Genomic DNA, 16,301 nt, shown 5'->3' on the forward strand with positions numbered 1-16,301 from the left:
CCGCCCCCAAGACGGCGAGGCGCACGCACCCGGACCCGCACCCACACCCCACACGACGCCCCGAAGGAGTTCCACTCGATGCCACCGGAGCTGCCCCTCCTCCAGGACGACCGCGCCGCGCTGCGCGCTGACTGCGGTAACTGTTTCGGGCTGTGCTGCGTGGCGCTCGCCTTCTCCGCGTCCTCCGACTTCGCCGTGAACAAGGACGCGGGCAAGCCCTGCACCAACCTCCAGACGGATTTCCGCTGCGGCATCCACCGCGACCTGCGGACCAAGGGCTTCCGCGGCTGCACCGTGTACGACTGCTTCGGCGCCGGTCAGCACGTCTCCCAGGGCACCTTCGACGGCACCGACTGGCGTCAGGATCCGGCCACCGCCCGCCAGATGTTCGACGTGTTCCCGATCATGCGGCAACTCCACGAACTGCTCTGGTACTTGACCGACGCACAGAGCCGCCCCCAGGCAGCCCCGATCGCCGCGGAACTCAAGAAGGCGCAGGCCGCGACGGAGCAGCTGACCCAGGGCACGCCCGAGGCGCTCGCGGAGACCGACGTGGCCGCGCACCGGCAGGACGTGAACGTACTGCTCCTGCGCACCAGCGAGCTCGTACGCAAGGGCAAGGGCAACGGCAAGGGCAACGGCAAGGGCGGCAAGAAGAAGCAGAAGCAGCGACGAGGCGCCGACCTCATCGGAGCCAGACTCCGGGGCGCCGACCTCAACGGCGCGGACCTGCGCGGCGCCTACCTCATCGGCGCCGACCTCAACGGCGCCGACCTGCGCTCGGCCGACCTGATCGGCGCGGACCTCCGCGACGCGGACCTGCGCGGAGCCGACCTCACCGACGCACTGTTCCTGACCCAGTCGCAGGTGAACGCGGCGAAGGGCGACCAGGCCACAAAGCTCCCCAACACCCTGAAGCGCCCGTCCCATTGGGACACGCTCTAGACGCCAGGCCCCAGGCAAGAGACCTCAGGCGTCACACTCCAGCACGCTCCGGCACAACGCACACCGCACCCGGACCCGCCCCCGAGCAGGCACCCGAATCCGCTGCAGACAGGTGGGGCAGGGAAACGAGACCCGGAGCGCCCCGAGCCCGTCGGTGGAGAAGGAGTACCCCGCCCCGCCGCCCCGGACCCCCGCCCCGTGGTCGGCCGCGTACCGCCGGTCCTTGGCGTACCGCCGCCGCCCGGCCCACCCCGCCGCGGTCAACGGCGGCTGCTGCTCGTCGCGCCTGGCCTGCGCGAGCCCCTTGGTGTAGGCGGTGTAGGCCTGCGCGCTGGTGAACCACGTTTCCGGCGCCTCGCCGAAGGCCAACGCCCGCTTGGCCAGGACGTATCCGAACTCCTCGGGCGTGAGGTAGCCGAGCTTCTGGGAGGAGGCACCGTCCTCGCGGTAGGCGTCGAGAAGCAGCCAGCCGGCGCCGAGGTAGGTGGTCGCGGTGTCGGTGAGGATCTCGTTGTCGCGGGTGCCGGGGAAGGACAGGTCGAGCCGGTGCAGGTACACGTGCATGACTTCGTGGGCGAGCGCGGCCCCGATGTCGCGCCGGTGGGTGCGGAAGCGGTCGTTGAGTTCGATGAAGTACTCGGGCCCCGCGGCGAGTTCGACGTACGCGGCGTGTTCCATCCCGCGGAAGCTGACGATCATGCGGGCGTCGGGAAGGCGCAGGTGCCGGACCATTTCGCGGGCGATCCGCTGGACGCCGAGATGGAGGTCGTCCTGGTCGCTGAAGGCGACGTCGGCGGGGGCGACGCTGGTGTCGAAGGTGTGCACGGTGTCGTACGAGAGGCGTTTGTAGAGCGCGGTGATCGCGGCGCGCACCGTGTCCAGATGGGGATAGCCGTGTACGACGGGACCGCCGCTGTCAGCCACGACCGTACCCCCTGATAGTGCGTCGGATCGGCTCAACCGGCCTCCACTGTACGGCGGTTCCGGCCCCTCGCCAGGGCGCGGCGAGGGACGGCGCGACACGCCGTGGCCGGAAACCGCCCCTTGTCCTGAGCGGACATCGATCTCCATAATCCGCAACAACGCTTTGGCGGGCTCATGCCATCCACGCGCACCCAGCGGGGACGGTGAGGGCCGGTCCGAGCGCGTGACCCCCCACGAACCCCCCACGAAGGGAAGTCAGTTGAAGACCAAGCTGCGTGGAGTGAAGAGAGCCGCAACACTCGGTGCGATCGCCCTCGCCACCGTGAGCATTCAGCCCATCGCCGCCCAGGCGGCTCCGCACCCGGGCCCCACCCCCGGTGAGCGCGTCGTCGGCGGCACCCCTGCCGAGCAGGGCGAATTCCCGTTCATGGTCCGTCTGTCGATGGGCTGTGGCGGCGCTCTGTACGCCAAGGACATCGTCCTGACCGCCGCCCACTGTGTGGACGGCTCGGGCGACAACACCAGCATCACCGCCACCGGTGGCGTCGTGGACCTCGAGAGCCCCGACGCGATCAGTGTGAAGTCCACCAAGGTCCTCCAGGCCCCCGGCTACAACGGCAAGGGCAAGGACTGGGCGCTCATCAAGCTCGAGAAGCCGATCGACCAGCCCACGCTGAAGATCGCCAAGGACGACAAGCTCAACGAGGGTGACTTCACCATCGCGGGCTGGGGCGCCGACAAGGAGGGTGGCGACCAGCAGCGCTACCTCCTCAAGGCGACCGTCCCGTTCGTCAACGACGCCGACTGCAAGGCGGCGTACGGCGACGACCTCACGCCCGGCGAGGAGCTGTGCGCGGGCAAGCTCGCCGAGGGCGGCACGGACACCTGCCAGGGCGACTCGGGCGGTCCCATGTTCCGCAAGGACGAGGCCGGCGAGTACATCCAGGTCGGCATCGTGAGCTGGGGCAACGGCTGCGCGCGGCCGAAGTTCCCCGGTGTCTACACCGAGGTGTCGACCTTCGCGGCCGACATAGAGAAGGCGGCGTCCGGGCTCTGACGGCCCCCGCTGCCCGCATCTGAGCGGCATCTGCACGGCATCTGAAGCACGGCCCCGGCGCGGGGCGTCTGCGACGGCAGGTGCCCCGCGTCGTCGTGTGCGCCGCCCGGCACGCGGTAAGTCCAACACCTGTCCCTTCTTTGTCCATGGGCGCGTTCACCCCGCCCGGCGCATCGTGATCGGCACGAATTCCGTTCCAACGAGGAGTGCCGCATGGTGCCGTCAGACACGTCCGGACCGAGCCGCAGGGCCGTGGTGGCCACGGGCGCGATCGCCGGGATGGGCGTCGCCGTCGGGACGGGCGGCAGCGCGTTCGCCCAGGGCGCCCGCGGCAGGCGGGCCGACGAGGTGGTCCTGCGCTCGGCCGACCTGGAGGTGCGCGTCGCGACCGCCTTCCCGCGCGTCGTCTCCTACACGGACCGCGCGAGCGGCGCCGTCCTGCACGGCCGGACGGACGCCGTCGGCACGGTCCTGATCGACGACGCCGAGCACACCCCGAAGGTCACCGCGGACCCGGGCAGGTCCCGCATCGCGTACGTACTCGCCTTCGACGGCGGCACCCGCGTCGACGTGGAGATCGCCGTCGAGGGGCGACGGGTCCACTGGCGCGTCACGAAGATCGCGGAGACCGACGCGCTGCGGATCGGCACCCTGCGCGTCCCCGGCCTCGCCCTGCTCTCCGTCCGCAGCGACCAGCCGGGCGCCGCCCTGCTCGCCGCCAAGGTGCAGCTGGACAAGGCCAAGAGCGGCGACACCCTCGTACAGCCCACGAAGGACACTCCTACGGAGGCGGCGACCGGCTGCGCCTACGCCGTCGTCGCGCACGACGAGCTGGGCGGCGCGATCGAGACGAACACCGTCTACGACAAGCCCACCACCGAGGCGGGCACCACCTGGGAGAACGGCCGCCTGTGGCGCGAGACCGTGAAAACAGGTGACTACGTAGAGGCCCGGCTGATCCCGGGACAGTGGACGCACCGCGCCGCGACCGCACCCGCGGGGGCCACCGAGCCCCTGCCGTACGCCACCGTCGTGATCACCGGCGACAGGAACGGCGACGGCAAGGTCGACTGGCAGGACGCCGCGATCGCCCTGCGCGACATCATGGTGACCCCGCTCGGCGCCGACGAGCAGCATCTGCGGGTCGTCCCGCACATCCCCTTCAACTTCGCCTCACAGGCCACCAACCCGTTCCTCGCCACGCTCGACAACGTCAAGCGGATCCACCTGGCGACCGACGGCCTGCGCCAGTACACGCTCCTCAAGGGCTACCAGTCCGAGGGCCACGACTCCGCCCACCCGGACTACGCGGACAACTACAACGAGCGTGCGGGCGGCCTGAAGGACCTCAACACCCTGGTCCGCGCGGGCAGGAAGTGGAACAGCGACTTCAGCGTGCACGTCAACGCCACCGAGTCCTACCCCGTGGCGAACGCCTTCTCCGAGAAGCTCGTCGACAAGAGCAACAAGCAGTGGGACTGGCTGGACCAGAGCTACCGCATCGACCAGCGCCGCGACCTGGTCTCCGGAGACATCGTCAAGCGGTTCGCCGATCTGCGCGCCCAGACCGACAAGGGCCTGAACACCCTCTACATCGACGTGTTCCGGGAGTCGGGCTGGACCTCCGACCGGCTCCAGCGGGCCTTCCGCGAGCAGGGCTGGACGATCACCACGGAGTGGGGCCACGGCTTCGAGCGCTCCGCGATCTGGTCGCACTGGGCCACCGAGCCCGACTACGGAGGCGACACCTCGCGCGGCATCAACTCCCGCCTGATCCGCTTCGTGCGCAACCACCAGAAGGACGTCTTCGCCGACAAATGGCCCACCCTCCTCGGCATCGCCCGCATGGGCAACTTCGAGGGCTGGGTCGGCAAGACCGACTGGACCGCGTTCTACGACCTGATCTGGACCCACTCGCTGCCCGCCAAGTACCTCCAGGCGTACCCCATCAAGACCTGGGGCGAGCACGAGATCGCCTTCTTCGGAGCGGGCGCCACGACGGTCTCCGACGCCTCGGGCAAGCGCCGCATCACCACGGAAGGACGCGTCGTCTACGAAGACGGCCGCTACCTGCTGCCCTGGGAGCCCCGCAAGGCCCACGACCCCGCCAAGCTGTACCACTACAACCCGGCGGGCGGCAGCAGCAGCTGGCAGGTGCCGCGCGCGTGGGCGAGCCGCTCCCGGGTGGCCCTGTACCGGCTCACCGACCAGGGACGCGTCTTCGATTCGTACGTCTCCGTAGTGGGCGGAAAAGTCACCCTCAAGGCCACCGCGAAGCAGCCCTACGTCGTCTACCGCGAGCGCGCCGCCGAACTGCCCGACCCGCGCTGGGGCGAGGCGACGCCGCTGCACGACCCCGGCTTCCACTCGGGAAACCTCAAGGGCTGGCAGGTCAGCGGGCCCGCCACCGTGCGGCGCAGCGAGCTCGGCGACTACGAACTGGTCGTCGGCGCGGGCGGCGCGGCATCCGTCGCCCAGCGCCTCACCCGCCTCAAGGCCGGGTCCTACGTCGCCTCCGTGCAGGTTGAGGTCGGCGAGAAGGCGGGGGAGCGGCGCAGGGCCGCCCTGGAGGTGAGCACCGCGGACGGCGTCACCGCGGCCAACTTCACCGAGACGTCCACCGCGGGCAACTACGTCGCGGCCGACCGCAAGCACGGCACGCGCTTCCAGCGCATGTTCACCTTCTTCACCGTCCCCGAGGGCGGCGGCACGGTCCGTCTCGCGCTGCGGGCCGCGGCGGGCGACGCGCGCGTGCGCTTCGACAACGTCCGCGTCACCGAGGCGGGCCGCCCCGCGGCCAAGCCCCGCGGCACGCTCGTCCGCGAGGACTTCGAGCACGTGCCCCAGGGCTGGGGCCCCTTCGTGAAGGGCGACGCGGGCGACGTCACCGACCCGCGCACCCACATCGCTCAGCGCCACGCCCCCTTCACCCAGCGCGGCTGGAACGGCAAGGAGATCGACGACGTCATCGACGGATCGAACTCCCTGAAGTCACGCGGCGAGAACACCGGCCTCGTCTACCGCACCGTCCCGCACACCGTCCGCTTCACACCGGGCAAGCGCTACCGGGTGTCCTTCCGGTACGAGAACGAGAAGGCGGGCCAGTACGTGTGGGTTTCGGCCGTCGATGAACCGGCGGCCCGCGAGCTCGACCGCAAGGACCTGCCGGTCGTGACCGCGCCCACCACGCTGTCCTACGAGTTCACGGCCCCGGACGCGGGGGAGGCGTGGGTCGGGCTGAGCAAGGTGGGGGACGACGGCACGGCGGAGTTCGTGTTGGACGGGTTCGTCGTGACGGAACTCTGATCCGGAGCCGGTGTCATCACCGGCTCCGCCGAGTTCGTCCTCAAACGCCGGACGGGCTATTCATAGCCCGTCCGGCGTTTGAGGACCGGGGTCTGGGGCGGAGCCCCAGAAGGCCCTCAGCCCAACTCGACCCGCTCCCCGCCCCCCTCCAGCTCCAGCACCCACACCTCGTTCGCCCCCGCCCGCAGCACAGGGCCGGGAACGTACAGCGAGGTCTGCGGGCCCACCCCCCAGTACCGCCCCAGGTTGAAGCCGTTCACCCACACGAACCCCCGTGTCCAGCCGGGGAGTTCGAGGGACGCGTCGCCGGGGGAGTCGACCTCGATCACGCCCCGGTACAGGCCGGGGCGTGACTCCGACGAACCGGTCGCCGGAACGCCCCGTACCGCCGACGGCACGTCGAACGCGTCGAGCCGGAGGCCGCGCGCCCGCACCCCGTGCAGGTACTGGCGTTCGTGCAGGATTCCGCCGGTGATGCCCTTGGACTCACCCGTGCGGGGGCCGTAGTTGACCCTACCCAGGGACTCCACCCACAGCTCCACGCGCGCGTGCCCGGCCACGGGGGTCTCCAGGGCCGGTGCGTCCTCGGTCAGGACACCGGCCCGTCGCCCGTCGACGTACGCCACCGCCCGGTCCCGCAGGCCCCGCACGCTCAGGGGGTAGGGGCGGCGCGGGCCCGGCACGGTCAGCGCGTAGCGGACCAGGCCGCGGTCCACGTCGAGGTCCTCGAACGTGGGCGGGACGGCGTGCTCGGTCTCCGGGGTGCCGAGCGACTCCAGGACGGTGTCGAGCGATGACCAGTCCGTGAGGGACGCCGACGCGGGGGAGCCGAGGGCGGGCGGGGGAGCGGGCGGCTCGGGCAGGGGTCCTGACGCGTACTCCGCGAGGACCTCCCTGAAGCGCCAGAACTTCGCCGTCGGGCGGCCGAACTCGTCGACGGGCGCGTCGTAGTCGTACGACGTCACATCGGGCTGCAGCTCCCCGTCGTGCAGCGCGCCTCCGCCCCGGTTGGCGCCCGCCCAGCCCGCGAAGTTCGTGCCGCCGTGCGCCATGTAGAGGTTCACGGAGGCGCCGCACTCCAGGATCTCGCGCAGCGCCGCGGCCGCGTCGTCGGCGTCCCGTACGACGTGGTCGGCGCCCCAGTGGTCGAACCAGCCGCACCAGAACTCCATGCACATCAGCGGCCCCTTGGGGCGGTGGGCGCGGAGCGTCTCGAACGCCTTCCGCGCCCCCGACCCGAAGTTGGCCGTCGCCAGGACGCCCGGCACCGAACCGCCGGTCAGCATGTGGTCCTCGGGCCCGTCCGAGGTGAACAGGGGAACCGTCACCCCCTCGGCGCGCAGCAGGTCCGCGAGGTGGCGCAGATACACCTGGTCCGAGCCGTAACTGCCGTACTCGTTCTCGACCTGCACCATGATCACCGGGCCGCCGTCACCGCCCCGGCCGTGCTGGCGCGCCACCACCTGCGGCAGCAGCCGCCGGAACCAGCGGTCCACATGCCCCAGGTACTCCTCGTCGCGGGTACGCGCGCGTGCCCCCACCGCACCGGTCAGCCAGTGCGGAAGGCCGCCGTTCTCCCACTCCGCGCAGATGTAGGGGCCCGGACGGACGATCGCCCACAGGCCCGCCTCGTGCGCCGCGTCCAGGAACCGGCCGAGCGCCCCGACGTCGTGGAACGTGCCGGGGCGCGGCTCGTGCAGGTTCCACGGGACGTACGTCTCCACGCAGTTGAGCCCCATCGCCCGCAGCATGGCGAGGCGGTGCCCCCACTGCGCCTCGTGCACCCGGAAGTAGTGCAGCGCGCCGGAGAGCAGCCGCACAGGGCGTCCCTCCAGCTCGAAATCGTCCTCGCCGACCCTGAACCCGTCCATCGTGTCCTCTCGCTCACGTACTGCTCGCCCACGATCACCTCTGGCGGGCGGCAGGGTCCATGGACAAAGATCGAGCCGGGTTGGACGCAAAGAGCGGGCCAGCGGCCGGACGAAAGGGGCGGAAGCGGATGTACCACACGTGGATGCGGTATTTCACTCCCAGCCCGGCCCACCACCGGCTCGGCCTCGCCTGTCTCGGCGTCGGCCTGCAGCACGGCCTCCTGCCCACCGTGGGCCCCCGCACCCTCGACCACCACGTCGCCGTCGTCGTCAGCGCGGGCGGCGGCTGGTTCCGCGGCCCCGACGGCAGGCGTACGACGGTGACCGCACCCGCCCTGATCTGGCTCACCCCCGGCGTCCGCCACCACTACGGGCCCGACCCCGACACCGGCTGGGACGAGTGCTTCGTCGACTTCACCGGACCCGCCACCGCCACGTACACCGAACTCGGCTACATCGAACCCACCCGCCCCGTCGTGCCCCTCTCCGACGCGGCGGGCGCCCGCGCCGCCGTCAGCCGCATCGCCCGCGCCGCCCGCCGCGGCAACCCGCTCCTCGAAGTCGAGACGGGCGCCGCCGTCCACGAACTCCTCGTCGCCCTGCGCCGCGCCCGCGCCGACATCGCCCCCGACGGCGACCCCGTCCTCCAGGCCCTGGCCCGCGACGCCTTCCAGCCGCTGTCCGTCGCCGAACACGCCGCACGGCACGGCATGACCCCCGCCGAGCTGCGCACCGCCGTACGCCGCGGCGCGGGCTGCAGCCCCAAGGACTACCTCCTCGGCATCCGCCTCGGCCGCGCCAAGGAACTCCTCGCCGCCACCGAACTGCCCGTCGCCGCCGTCGCCCGCCGCGTCGGCTACGACGACCCCGCGTACTTTTCACGCCTTTTCACCCGCCGCGTGGGCATGGCCCCCGTCCGCTTCCGCGAACAGCAGGGAAGGGCCGTACCCGGCGGCTGGTCACAGCAGATACCCGACCCCGAGCACCCGCCGATTTTGCGCTCTTCCGCCGCCGGGGGCACCACCGGGGCAACGTAGGCTCGTCCACCATGACCACCAGCCACACGAGCGACACGAACGGCGCGGCCGCCCCCGAAGGACAGGACGAGAGCGTGCGCGCCGAACTGTCCCGCCTGCGCGAGAGCATCGACAACATCGACGCGGCCGTCGTCCACATGCTCGCCGAACGCTTCAAATGCACCCAGCAGGTCGGCCACCTCAAGGCCAACCACCACCTGCCGCCCGCCGACCCGGCCCGCGAGGCCCGCCAGATCGCCCGCCTGCGCGAACTCGCCGAGAACGCCAGGCTCGATCCCGCGTTCGCCGAGAAGCTGCTCAACTTCATCATCGCCGAGGTGATCCGCCACCACGAGACGATCGCCAAGTCGTCCTGACCGCCACGTCGGCACAGCGGCAGGACCCGCCCGTCACGGGGCCCGGGACCCGGGTCCTACACCGATGTCGGTGCCATCGGGCAGCATGGGGCCATGCCCGTACTGACGCGCGACGAAGCGCAGACCCGTGCCCAGCTCATCGACGTCCACCGGTACACGGTCCAGATCGACCTCACCCAGGCCGCGGACCCCGGAGCCGACACCTTCGACTCCCGTACCGTCATCCGGTTCAGCGCCCTCGCGGACGGCGCCACCTTCGTCGAGCTCAAGCCCGCCGAGCTGCGCTCCGTCACCCTCGACGGAAAGAAGCTCGACCCCGCGGGCCTCACGGACAACCGCCTCGCGCTCGAAGGCCTCACCACGGGCGAACACGAACTGCGCGTCGACGCCACCATGCGCTACTCCCGCACCGGCGAAGGCATGCACCGCTTCACCGACCCCACCGACGGTGAGACCTACACCTACACCCAGCTCTTCATGGAAGACGTCCAGCGCGTCTTCGCCGCCTTCGACCAGCCCGACCTGAAGGCGGTCTTCGACCTCTCCGTCACCGCGCCCGAGGGCTGGACCGTCCTCGCCAACGGCGTCACGGAGCACCTCGGCGACGGGACGTGGCAGGCCGCGGCCACCCCGCTCATCTCCACCTACCTCGTCGCCGTCGCCGCGGGCCCCTGGCACTCCGTGCGCACCGAACACCGCGGACTGCCCTTCGGCATCCACTGCCGCCGCTCGCTCGCCCCCTTCATGGACGCCGACGCCGACGAAATCCTCGACATCACGCGCGCGTGCTTCGACCGGTACCACGAGAAGTTCGACGAGCCCTACCCCTTCGACTCCTACGACCAGGCGTTCGTCCCCGAGTTCAACGCCGGCGCGATGGAGAACCCCGGACTCGTCACCTTCCGCGACGAATTCATCTACCGCTCCGCCGTCACCGACACCGAGCGCCAGACCCGCGCCATGGTCATCGCCCACGAGATGGCCCACATGTGGTTCGGCGACCTCGTCACCCTCAGGTGGTGGGACGACATCTGGCTGAACGAGTCCTTCGCCGAGTACATGGGCTTCCAGACCACCGCCGAAGCCACCCGCTTCAAGGACCCCTGGACCGACTTCGGCGTCGCCCGCAAGTCCTGGGGATACGACGCCGACCAGCGGCCCTCCACCCACCCCGTCGCCCCCGACCCGGACGCCGTGCCCGACACCGCGTCCGCCATGCTCAACTTCGACGGCATCTCCTACGCCAAGGGCGCCTCCGCGCTGCGCCAACTCGTCGCCTGGCTCGGCGAGAAGGACTTCCTGGCGGGCATCAACACCCACTTCGCCCGGCACAAGTTCGCCAACGCCACCCTCGCCGACTTCATCGAATCCCTCGCCCACGCCACCGACCGCGACGTGCACGCCTGGGCCGCCGACTGGCTGCGCACCACCGGCGTCGACACCCTCACCTCACACGTCGAGGACGAGGGCCGCCACTGGACGCTCACCGTCGACCGCGCGGGCGGCCGCCCCCACCGCATCGCCGTCGGCGTCTACGACCGCGACCTCGCCGACGCCCGCACCCTGGTCCTGCGCGAACGCTTCGAGACGGACCTGCCCGCGACCACCGCCGCCGCCGAATCCCGCGACGGCGGACGCCCCGCCCTGATCGTCCCCAACGACCAGGACCTCACCTACGCCAAGATCCGCCTCGACGAGACGTCCATGGAGACCGCCCTGCGCGGCATCTCCGGCGTCCCCGACGCCCTCACCCGCGCCGTCCTGTGGAACAGCCTGCGCGACATGGTCCGCGACGGTGAACTCGACGGCGCCGACTACCTTCAGGCCGCCCTCGTCCACCTCCCCGAAGAGAGCGACCTCGCCGTCGTCCAGGGCGTCCTGACCTTCGCCACCGCCCACATCGCGGGCCGCTTCGCCACCCCCGAGGACCGGCCCGCCGCCCTCGCCACCCTCGGCGAGCTCTGCCGCGACCTGATCCGCCGCACCGAGGACGGCACCAACCCCGGACTGCGCCTGACCGCGGTGCGCGGCGCCATCGACGTCGCCACCCGGCCCGAGCCGCTGCGCGCCTGGCTCACCGAAGGCACCGTGCCCGGCGGCCCCGAACTCGACCCCGAGCTGCGCTGGCGCGCCCTGGCCAGGCTCGCCGTCCTCGGCGCCACCGACGAGGCCGCCATCGCCGCCGAACTCGACAGGGACCCGAGCGCCACCGGCCAGGAAGGCGCCGCCCGCTGCCGCGCCGCACTGCCCGAACCGGCCGCCAAACAGGCCGCCTGGGAGGCGATGTTCACCTCCGACGACCTGTCCAACTACCTCTTCACCGCCACCGCGCAAGGCTTCTGGCAGCCCGAACAGGCCGACCTCGTCAGGGAGTACGTCCCCCGCTTCTACCAGGACGCGGTCGCACTCGCCGACCGGCGCGGCCCCGCCATGGCCGAGGCCGCGGGACGCCACGCCTTCCCCATGCCGTTCGTGGACGCCGAGACGCTCCGCCTGGGTGAGGAGTGCCTGCGCGACGCGGCACCCACGCCCGCCCTGCGCCGCAAGCTCGCCGACCAACTCGACGACCTCGCAAGGGCGTTGCGCGTCCGGCAGAGCACCAGGAGGGGCTGACGTAGCTCACCCGGCCTAGGTCCCGAGGCCCAGGACCACTGGTCCCAAACGACGATCCGGCGCACCGCGGGCCCGGCCTAGGCTCGATCAAGAGCCGGGCCCGCAGGTCCGGCCGCCACCAGGACCAGAAGGAGCCCCCGTGATCGTCGTGACCGGCGCCACCGGAAACGTGGGCCGCGCCCTCGTCGGCCAGCTCGCCGCGGAGCGGATACCCGTACGCGCCCTGACCCGCGACCCCGCGCGCGCCCACCTCCCCGAAGGCGTCGAGACCGCCCGCCTCGACCCGACCGAACCCGCCTCCCTCGCCCCGCTGTTCACCGGAGCGAGCGGCCTCTTCCTCAACCTTCAGGCCACCGGAGCGGGCGGCGAGCACACCGCCGCGCTCCTCGAAGCCGCCCGCGCGGGCGGCGTCCGGCACGTCGTCGTCCTCTCCTCCTCCATCGTCGGGGACGGCGCCGACGAGACCCACCCGCTGTACGTCGCCCACGCCGCCCTGGAAGAGGCCGTACGCGAAGCGGGCTTCGACTGGACCTTCCTGCGCCCCGGCGCCTTCGCCGCCAACTCCCTGCAATGGGCCGCACAGATCCGCGCGGGCGACACCGTCCGGGGCCCCTTCGCCGACTTCGCGGGCAACCCCATCCACGAAGCCGACATCGCCGCCGTCGCCCTGCGGTCCTTCCTCGACGACACGCACCGGGGCGCCGCCCACCGCCTCACCGGGCCCGAACCCGTGACCCACGAGGAGACCATCCGCGCCATCGGCCGGGCCATCGGCCGCGACCTGCGATTCGTCGAGATCCCGCCCGAAGAGGTCACCCCCGACATCTTCCCGCACGTACCGCCCGCCATCCTGCCCGAACTCCTCGCCTCGTTCGGCGAGTTCGTCGGCCGGGCGCCGGAGATCACCACCACCGTCGAGACCGTCACCGGCAGCCCCGCCCGCACCTTCGAGCAATGGGCACGCGACCACAAGGACGACTTCCGCGGCTGACCTCGGGGCGTCGGGGCCTCGGGACCTCGGGGCCTCGGGGCCTCGGGGGGGGCGCCTTAGCACCGCAAGGCGTACCAACACGTTTTCTCCGCACGGCAGTACCACTTTCGGGTTTCGTTCGTTGAGGTATTCGGGCGCGCCGCCCGCGCGACGTACAGGCTGGTGCCCCTGTACGCGCGCACCCGAAGGACACCCGCCCCATGAGTACCCCGCGCACCCCGCCGCCCCTCGCCGGAGGCGCCCAAGGCCCGCAAGAACTCGGCCCGTTGCTCGCCATCGCGCTGGACGCCCTGCGCGAAGGGGCGGCCGCCCGCGGCGGCCCCCTCCCCACCGGCGGCCCCGACGCCGTCACCGGCCGCGTGCACGCCGCCGCCCACCCCGTCCTGCCCGAGCACGGCAGTGGACCCGAGGACGCCCTGCGCACCCTCGTCCACGCCGTAGCCGAAGGCGCGGCCGACCCCGCGGACCCGCTGTGCGCCGCCCATCTGCACTGCCCGCCGCTCGCCGTCGCGGCCGCCGCCGACCTCGCCGCCTCCGCGCTCAACCCCTCCATGGACTCCTGGGACCAGGCACCCGCGGCCGCCGCGCTCGAAGCCCTCGTCACCCGCGCCATCGCCGCCGAGATCCACGCCGAAGGCGACGCCCTCGTCACCACCGGCGGCACCGAAGCCAACCAACTCGCCCTGCTCCTGGCCCGCGAGGCCGCCACCGGACACGGACCCGTCCGCGGCCCCGTCCAACTCCTCGTCGGGGACAACGCCCACCACTCCCTGGCCCGCGCCGCCTGGCTCCTCGGCCTGCCCGAACCCGTCGCCGTACCCGCCCCCGCGGGCACCCTCGACCCCGCCGCGCTCGACGAAGCCCTCACCGAACTCGGCGGCCCACCAAGGCGGTTCCTCGTCGCCGCCACCGCGGGCACCACCGACGCCGGACTCATCGACCCCCTCGAAGAGATCGCCGACCTGTGCGCCGCCCACGGCGCCCGCCTCCACGTCGACGCCGCGTACGGCGGCGGCCTGCTGTTCAGCGACACCCGCAAAGCCCTCCTTCGCGGCATCGAACGCGCCGACACCGTCACCCTCGACCTGCACAAACTCGGCTGGCAGCCCGCCGCCGCCGGACTCATCGCCGTCCGCGACCGCCGCGACCTCGACGCCCTCGCCCACCGCGCCGACTACCTCAACGCCGACGACGACACCGAAGCGGGCCTGCCCGACCTCCTCGGCCGCTCCCTGCGCACCACGCGCCGCCCCGACATCCTCAAGATCGCCGTCACCCTCAAGGCGCTCGGCCGCCAGGGACTCGGCGCCCTCGTCGACCAAGTCTGCGACCAGGCACTGGAGTTCGCCGACCTCATCGAGGAGCACCCCGGCTTCGAGCTCTACGACACCCCCGCCATCAGCACCGTCCTCTTCCGGCCCGCCAGCGCCGACGACCACCACATCGCCCACGTGCGCAGGACCCTGCTCGCCGAAGGAACCGCCGTCCTCGGCCGCGCCGACCTCGACGGCTGCCGCTGGCTCAAGGCCACCCTGCTCAACCCGCACACCACACCCGGCGACCTCGCCGCACTCCTCAAACTCGTCGAACTCGTCGAAGCGGCACCCCAGGCACCCCAGTCCACCGCCCCGGAAGGAAACACCCCCCGATGACCGGCACGCCCGACCACCCCGACCCCACGCCGCTCACCACACCCGAACACCCCCGCGACCTGGTCGGCATCGGCATCGGCCCGTTCAACCTCTCCCTCGCAGCCCTCGCCGAGCCCCTCGGCGAACTCGACACCGTCTGCTACGAACAGCAGCCCGCCTTCCACTGGCACCCCGGCCTCCTCATCGACGGCGCCACCCTCCAAGTGCCCTTCCTCGCCGACCTGGTGACCCTCGCCGACCCCGCGAGCCCCTGGTCCTTCCTCAGCTACCTCAAGACCCGCGAGCGGCTCTTCCCCTTCTACTTCGCCGAGCGCTTCCACATCCAGCGCGCCGAATACGACGCCTACTGCCGCTGGGTCAGCGAGAACCTCCCCGGACTCCACTTCGGCCACCAGGTCGACGCCGTCCGCTGGAACCCCGAACGCGCCCTGTTCGAGGTCGACTTCACCCAGCTCGACGCCGACGGCGAAGCCGAGGCGCTCGGCCGCACCTACACCAGGAACATCGCCCTCGGCATCGGCACCGCCCCGTACGTCCCCGAACCCCTCAAGCCCCTCGCCGAAGCCCCCACCGTCCCCGTCATCCACGCCGCGGACTACCTGGACCACCGCGAACCGCTCCTGAAGGCCGAGCACATCACCGTCATCGGCTCCGGACAGTCCGGCGCCGAGATCTTCCTCGACCTGCTCCGCGCCCGCCCCGCGGGCCGCGAGAAGATCCACTGGCTGGCCCGCACCGAAGCCTTCGCACCCATGGAGTACTCCAAGCTCGGCCTGGAACACTTCACCCCCGACTACACCCGCTACTTCCACGCGCTCCCCGAAGCCGTACGCGACGGACTCGTCCCGCACCAGTGGCAGCTCCACAAGGGCATCGACGCCGACACCATCGCCGCCATCCACGACGAGCTCTACCGGCGCACCCTGCACGGCGGCTGGCCCGACGCCGTCCTCACCCCCGGCGTCTCCGTGCGCACCGCGGGCCGCGTCGCCACCACCCGCGTCGAACTCCACCTGGAACACCTCCAGCAGGGTGCCCGCTCCCGGCTCACCACCGACGCCGTCGTCCTCGCCACCGGCTACCGGGAGCGGCCCATCGACCAGCTCCTCGCCGGACTCGACCCCTACATCCGCAAGGACTCGTCCGCCAGGCCCCGCGTCGACGAGCAGTACCGCCTCGTCCTGGACCCCTCCGTCACCGGCGCCGTCCACGTGCAGAACGCCGAACGCCACACCCACGGCGTCGGCGCCCCCGACCTCGGCCTCGCCGCCTGGCGCAGCGCCACCATCCTCAACTCCCTCACCGGCAGGAACCCCTACCCCCTGCCCCGGCGCACCGCGTTCACCAGCTTCGGCCTGGCGACCCCCGAGGCACCCGCGGGCGCCGCGGGTCGCATCGGCGAACAGCGCGGCAACCTCGTACGCCTCAAGAGCTGACACCGCCACCCGCACCCCGGCCCGCAGTAGAGCATTAGAGGCGAGCCGGGGAGCCCCGAAGGCCGGGCGAAATGTCCGCCCCCAAGCGCCGCGCCAGCGTCGAATATTCCTTC

General features: G+C 71.9%; 11 protein-coding genes. 9 read left to right on the plus strand and 2 right to left on the minus strand.

Annotated elements, in window-relative coordinates; translation table 11 throughout:
- Positions 1-78 precede the first annotated feature (78 nt).
- On the plus strand, positions 79-945 hold the full coding sequence (locus CP970_RS32530; RefSeq protein ID WP_150494321.1) for a pentapeptide repeat-containing protein: 867 nt from the start codon (positions 79-81) through the stop codon (positions 943-945).
- 24 nt (positions 946-969) lie between these two features.
- On the opposite strand, the gene CP970_RS32535 is transcribed toward CP970_RS32530, so the two are convergent.
- Positions 970-1,869: a hypothetical protein gene (locus CP970_RS32535; protein ID WP_150494323.1), complete on the minus strand. Its 900-nt coding sequence runs from the start codon at positions 1,867-1,869 to the stop codon at positions 970-972.
- Positions 1,870-2,191: 322 nt separating this feature from the next.
- Here CP970_RS32535 and CP970_RS32540 point away from each other — a divergent pair, with 322 nt between their 5' ends.
- Entirely contained in the window at positions 2,192-2,926 is a 735-nt protein-coding gene (locus CP970_RS32540) for a S1 family peptidase (RefSeq protein ID WP_398656167.1), read from the plus strand.
- Between the two features lie 213 nt (positions 2,927-3,139).
- Positions 3,140-6,232, plus strand: coding sequence for an endo-alpha-N-acetylgalactosaminidase family protein (locus CP970_RS32545; protein WP_055556302.1), 3,093 nt, complete (start codon positions 3,140-3,142; stop codon positions 6,230-6,232).
- Positions 6,233-6,348: 116 nt separating this feature from the next.
- Here CP970_RS32545 and CP970_RS32550 read toward each other — a convergent pair whose 3' ends face one another.
- Positions 6,349-8,103, minus strand: coding sequence for a glycoside hydrolase family 35 protein (locus CP970_RS32550; RefSeq protein WP_150494325.1), 1,755 nt, complete (start codon positions 8,101-8,103; stop codon positions 6,349-6,351).
- A gap of 128 nt (positions 8,104-8,231) precedes the next feature.
- Here CP970_RS32550 and CP970_RS32555 point away from each other — a divergent pair, with 128 nt between their 5' ends.
- The 6 genes from CP970_RS32555 (at position 8,232) to CP970_RS32580 (ending at position 16,188) form a co-directional block, all read left to right on the plus strand.
- Entirely contained in the window at positions 8,232-9,140 is a 909-nt protein-coding gene (locus CP970_RS32555; protein ID WP_055551731.1) for a helix-turn-helix domain-containing protein, read from the plus strand.
- Positions 9,141-9,151: 11 nt separating this feature from the next.
- Positions 9,152-9,496: a chorismate mutase gene (locus CP970_RS32560; protein WP_055551733.1), complete on the plus strand. Its 345-nt coding sequence runs from the start codon at positions 9,152-9,154 to the stop codon at positions 9,494-9,496.
- A gap of 93 nt (positions 9,497-9,589) precedes the next feature.
- Positions 9,590-12,109, plus strand: a complete 2,520-nt coding sequence (gene pepN, locus CP970_RS32565; RefSeq protein WP_055551736.1) for an aminopeptidase N — start codon at positions 9,590-9,592, stop codon at positions 12,107-12,109.
- A gap of 139 nt (positions 12,110-12,248) precedes the next feature.
- Positions 12,249-13,100 carry an SDR family oxidoreductase gene (locus tag CP970_RS32570; RefSeq protein ID WP_055551738.1) on the plus strand — a complete coding sequence of 284 codons (852 nt, stop codon included), beginning with the start codon at positions 12,249-12,251 and terminating at the stop codon, positions 13,098-13,100.
- Between the two features lie 200 nt (positions 13,101-13,300).
- A complete protein-coding gene (locus tag CP970_RS32575; protein WP_150494327.1) occupies positions 13,301-14,752 on the plus strand; it encodes a pyridoxal phosphate-dependent decarboxylase family protein in 1,452 nt (483 codons plus the stop codon).
- Positions 14,749-16,188: a lysine N(6)-hydroxylase/L-ornithine N(5)-oxygenase family protein gene (locus CP970_RS32580; RefSeq protein ID WP_150494329.1), complete on the plus strand. Its 1,440-nt coding sequence runs from the start codon at positions 14,749-14,751 to the stop codon at positions 16,186-16,188. The genes CP970_RS32575 and CP970_RS32580 overlap by 4 nt, the downstream gene beginning before the upstream one ends.
- Positions 16,189-16,301: the final 113 nt, after the last annotated feature.

The sequence above is a fragment of the Streptomyces kanamyceticus genome (assembly GCF_008704495.1).
Lineage (GTDB): Bacteria > Actinomycetota > Actinomycetes > Streptomycetales > Streptomycetaceae > Streptomyces > Streptomyces kanamyceticus.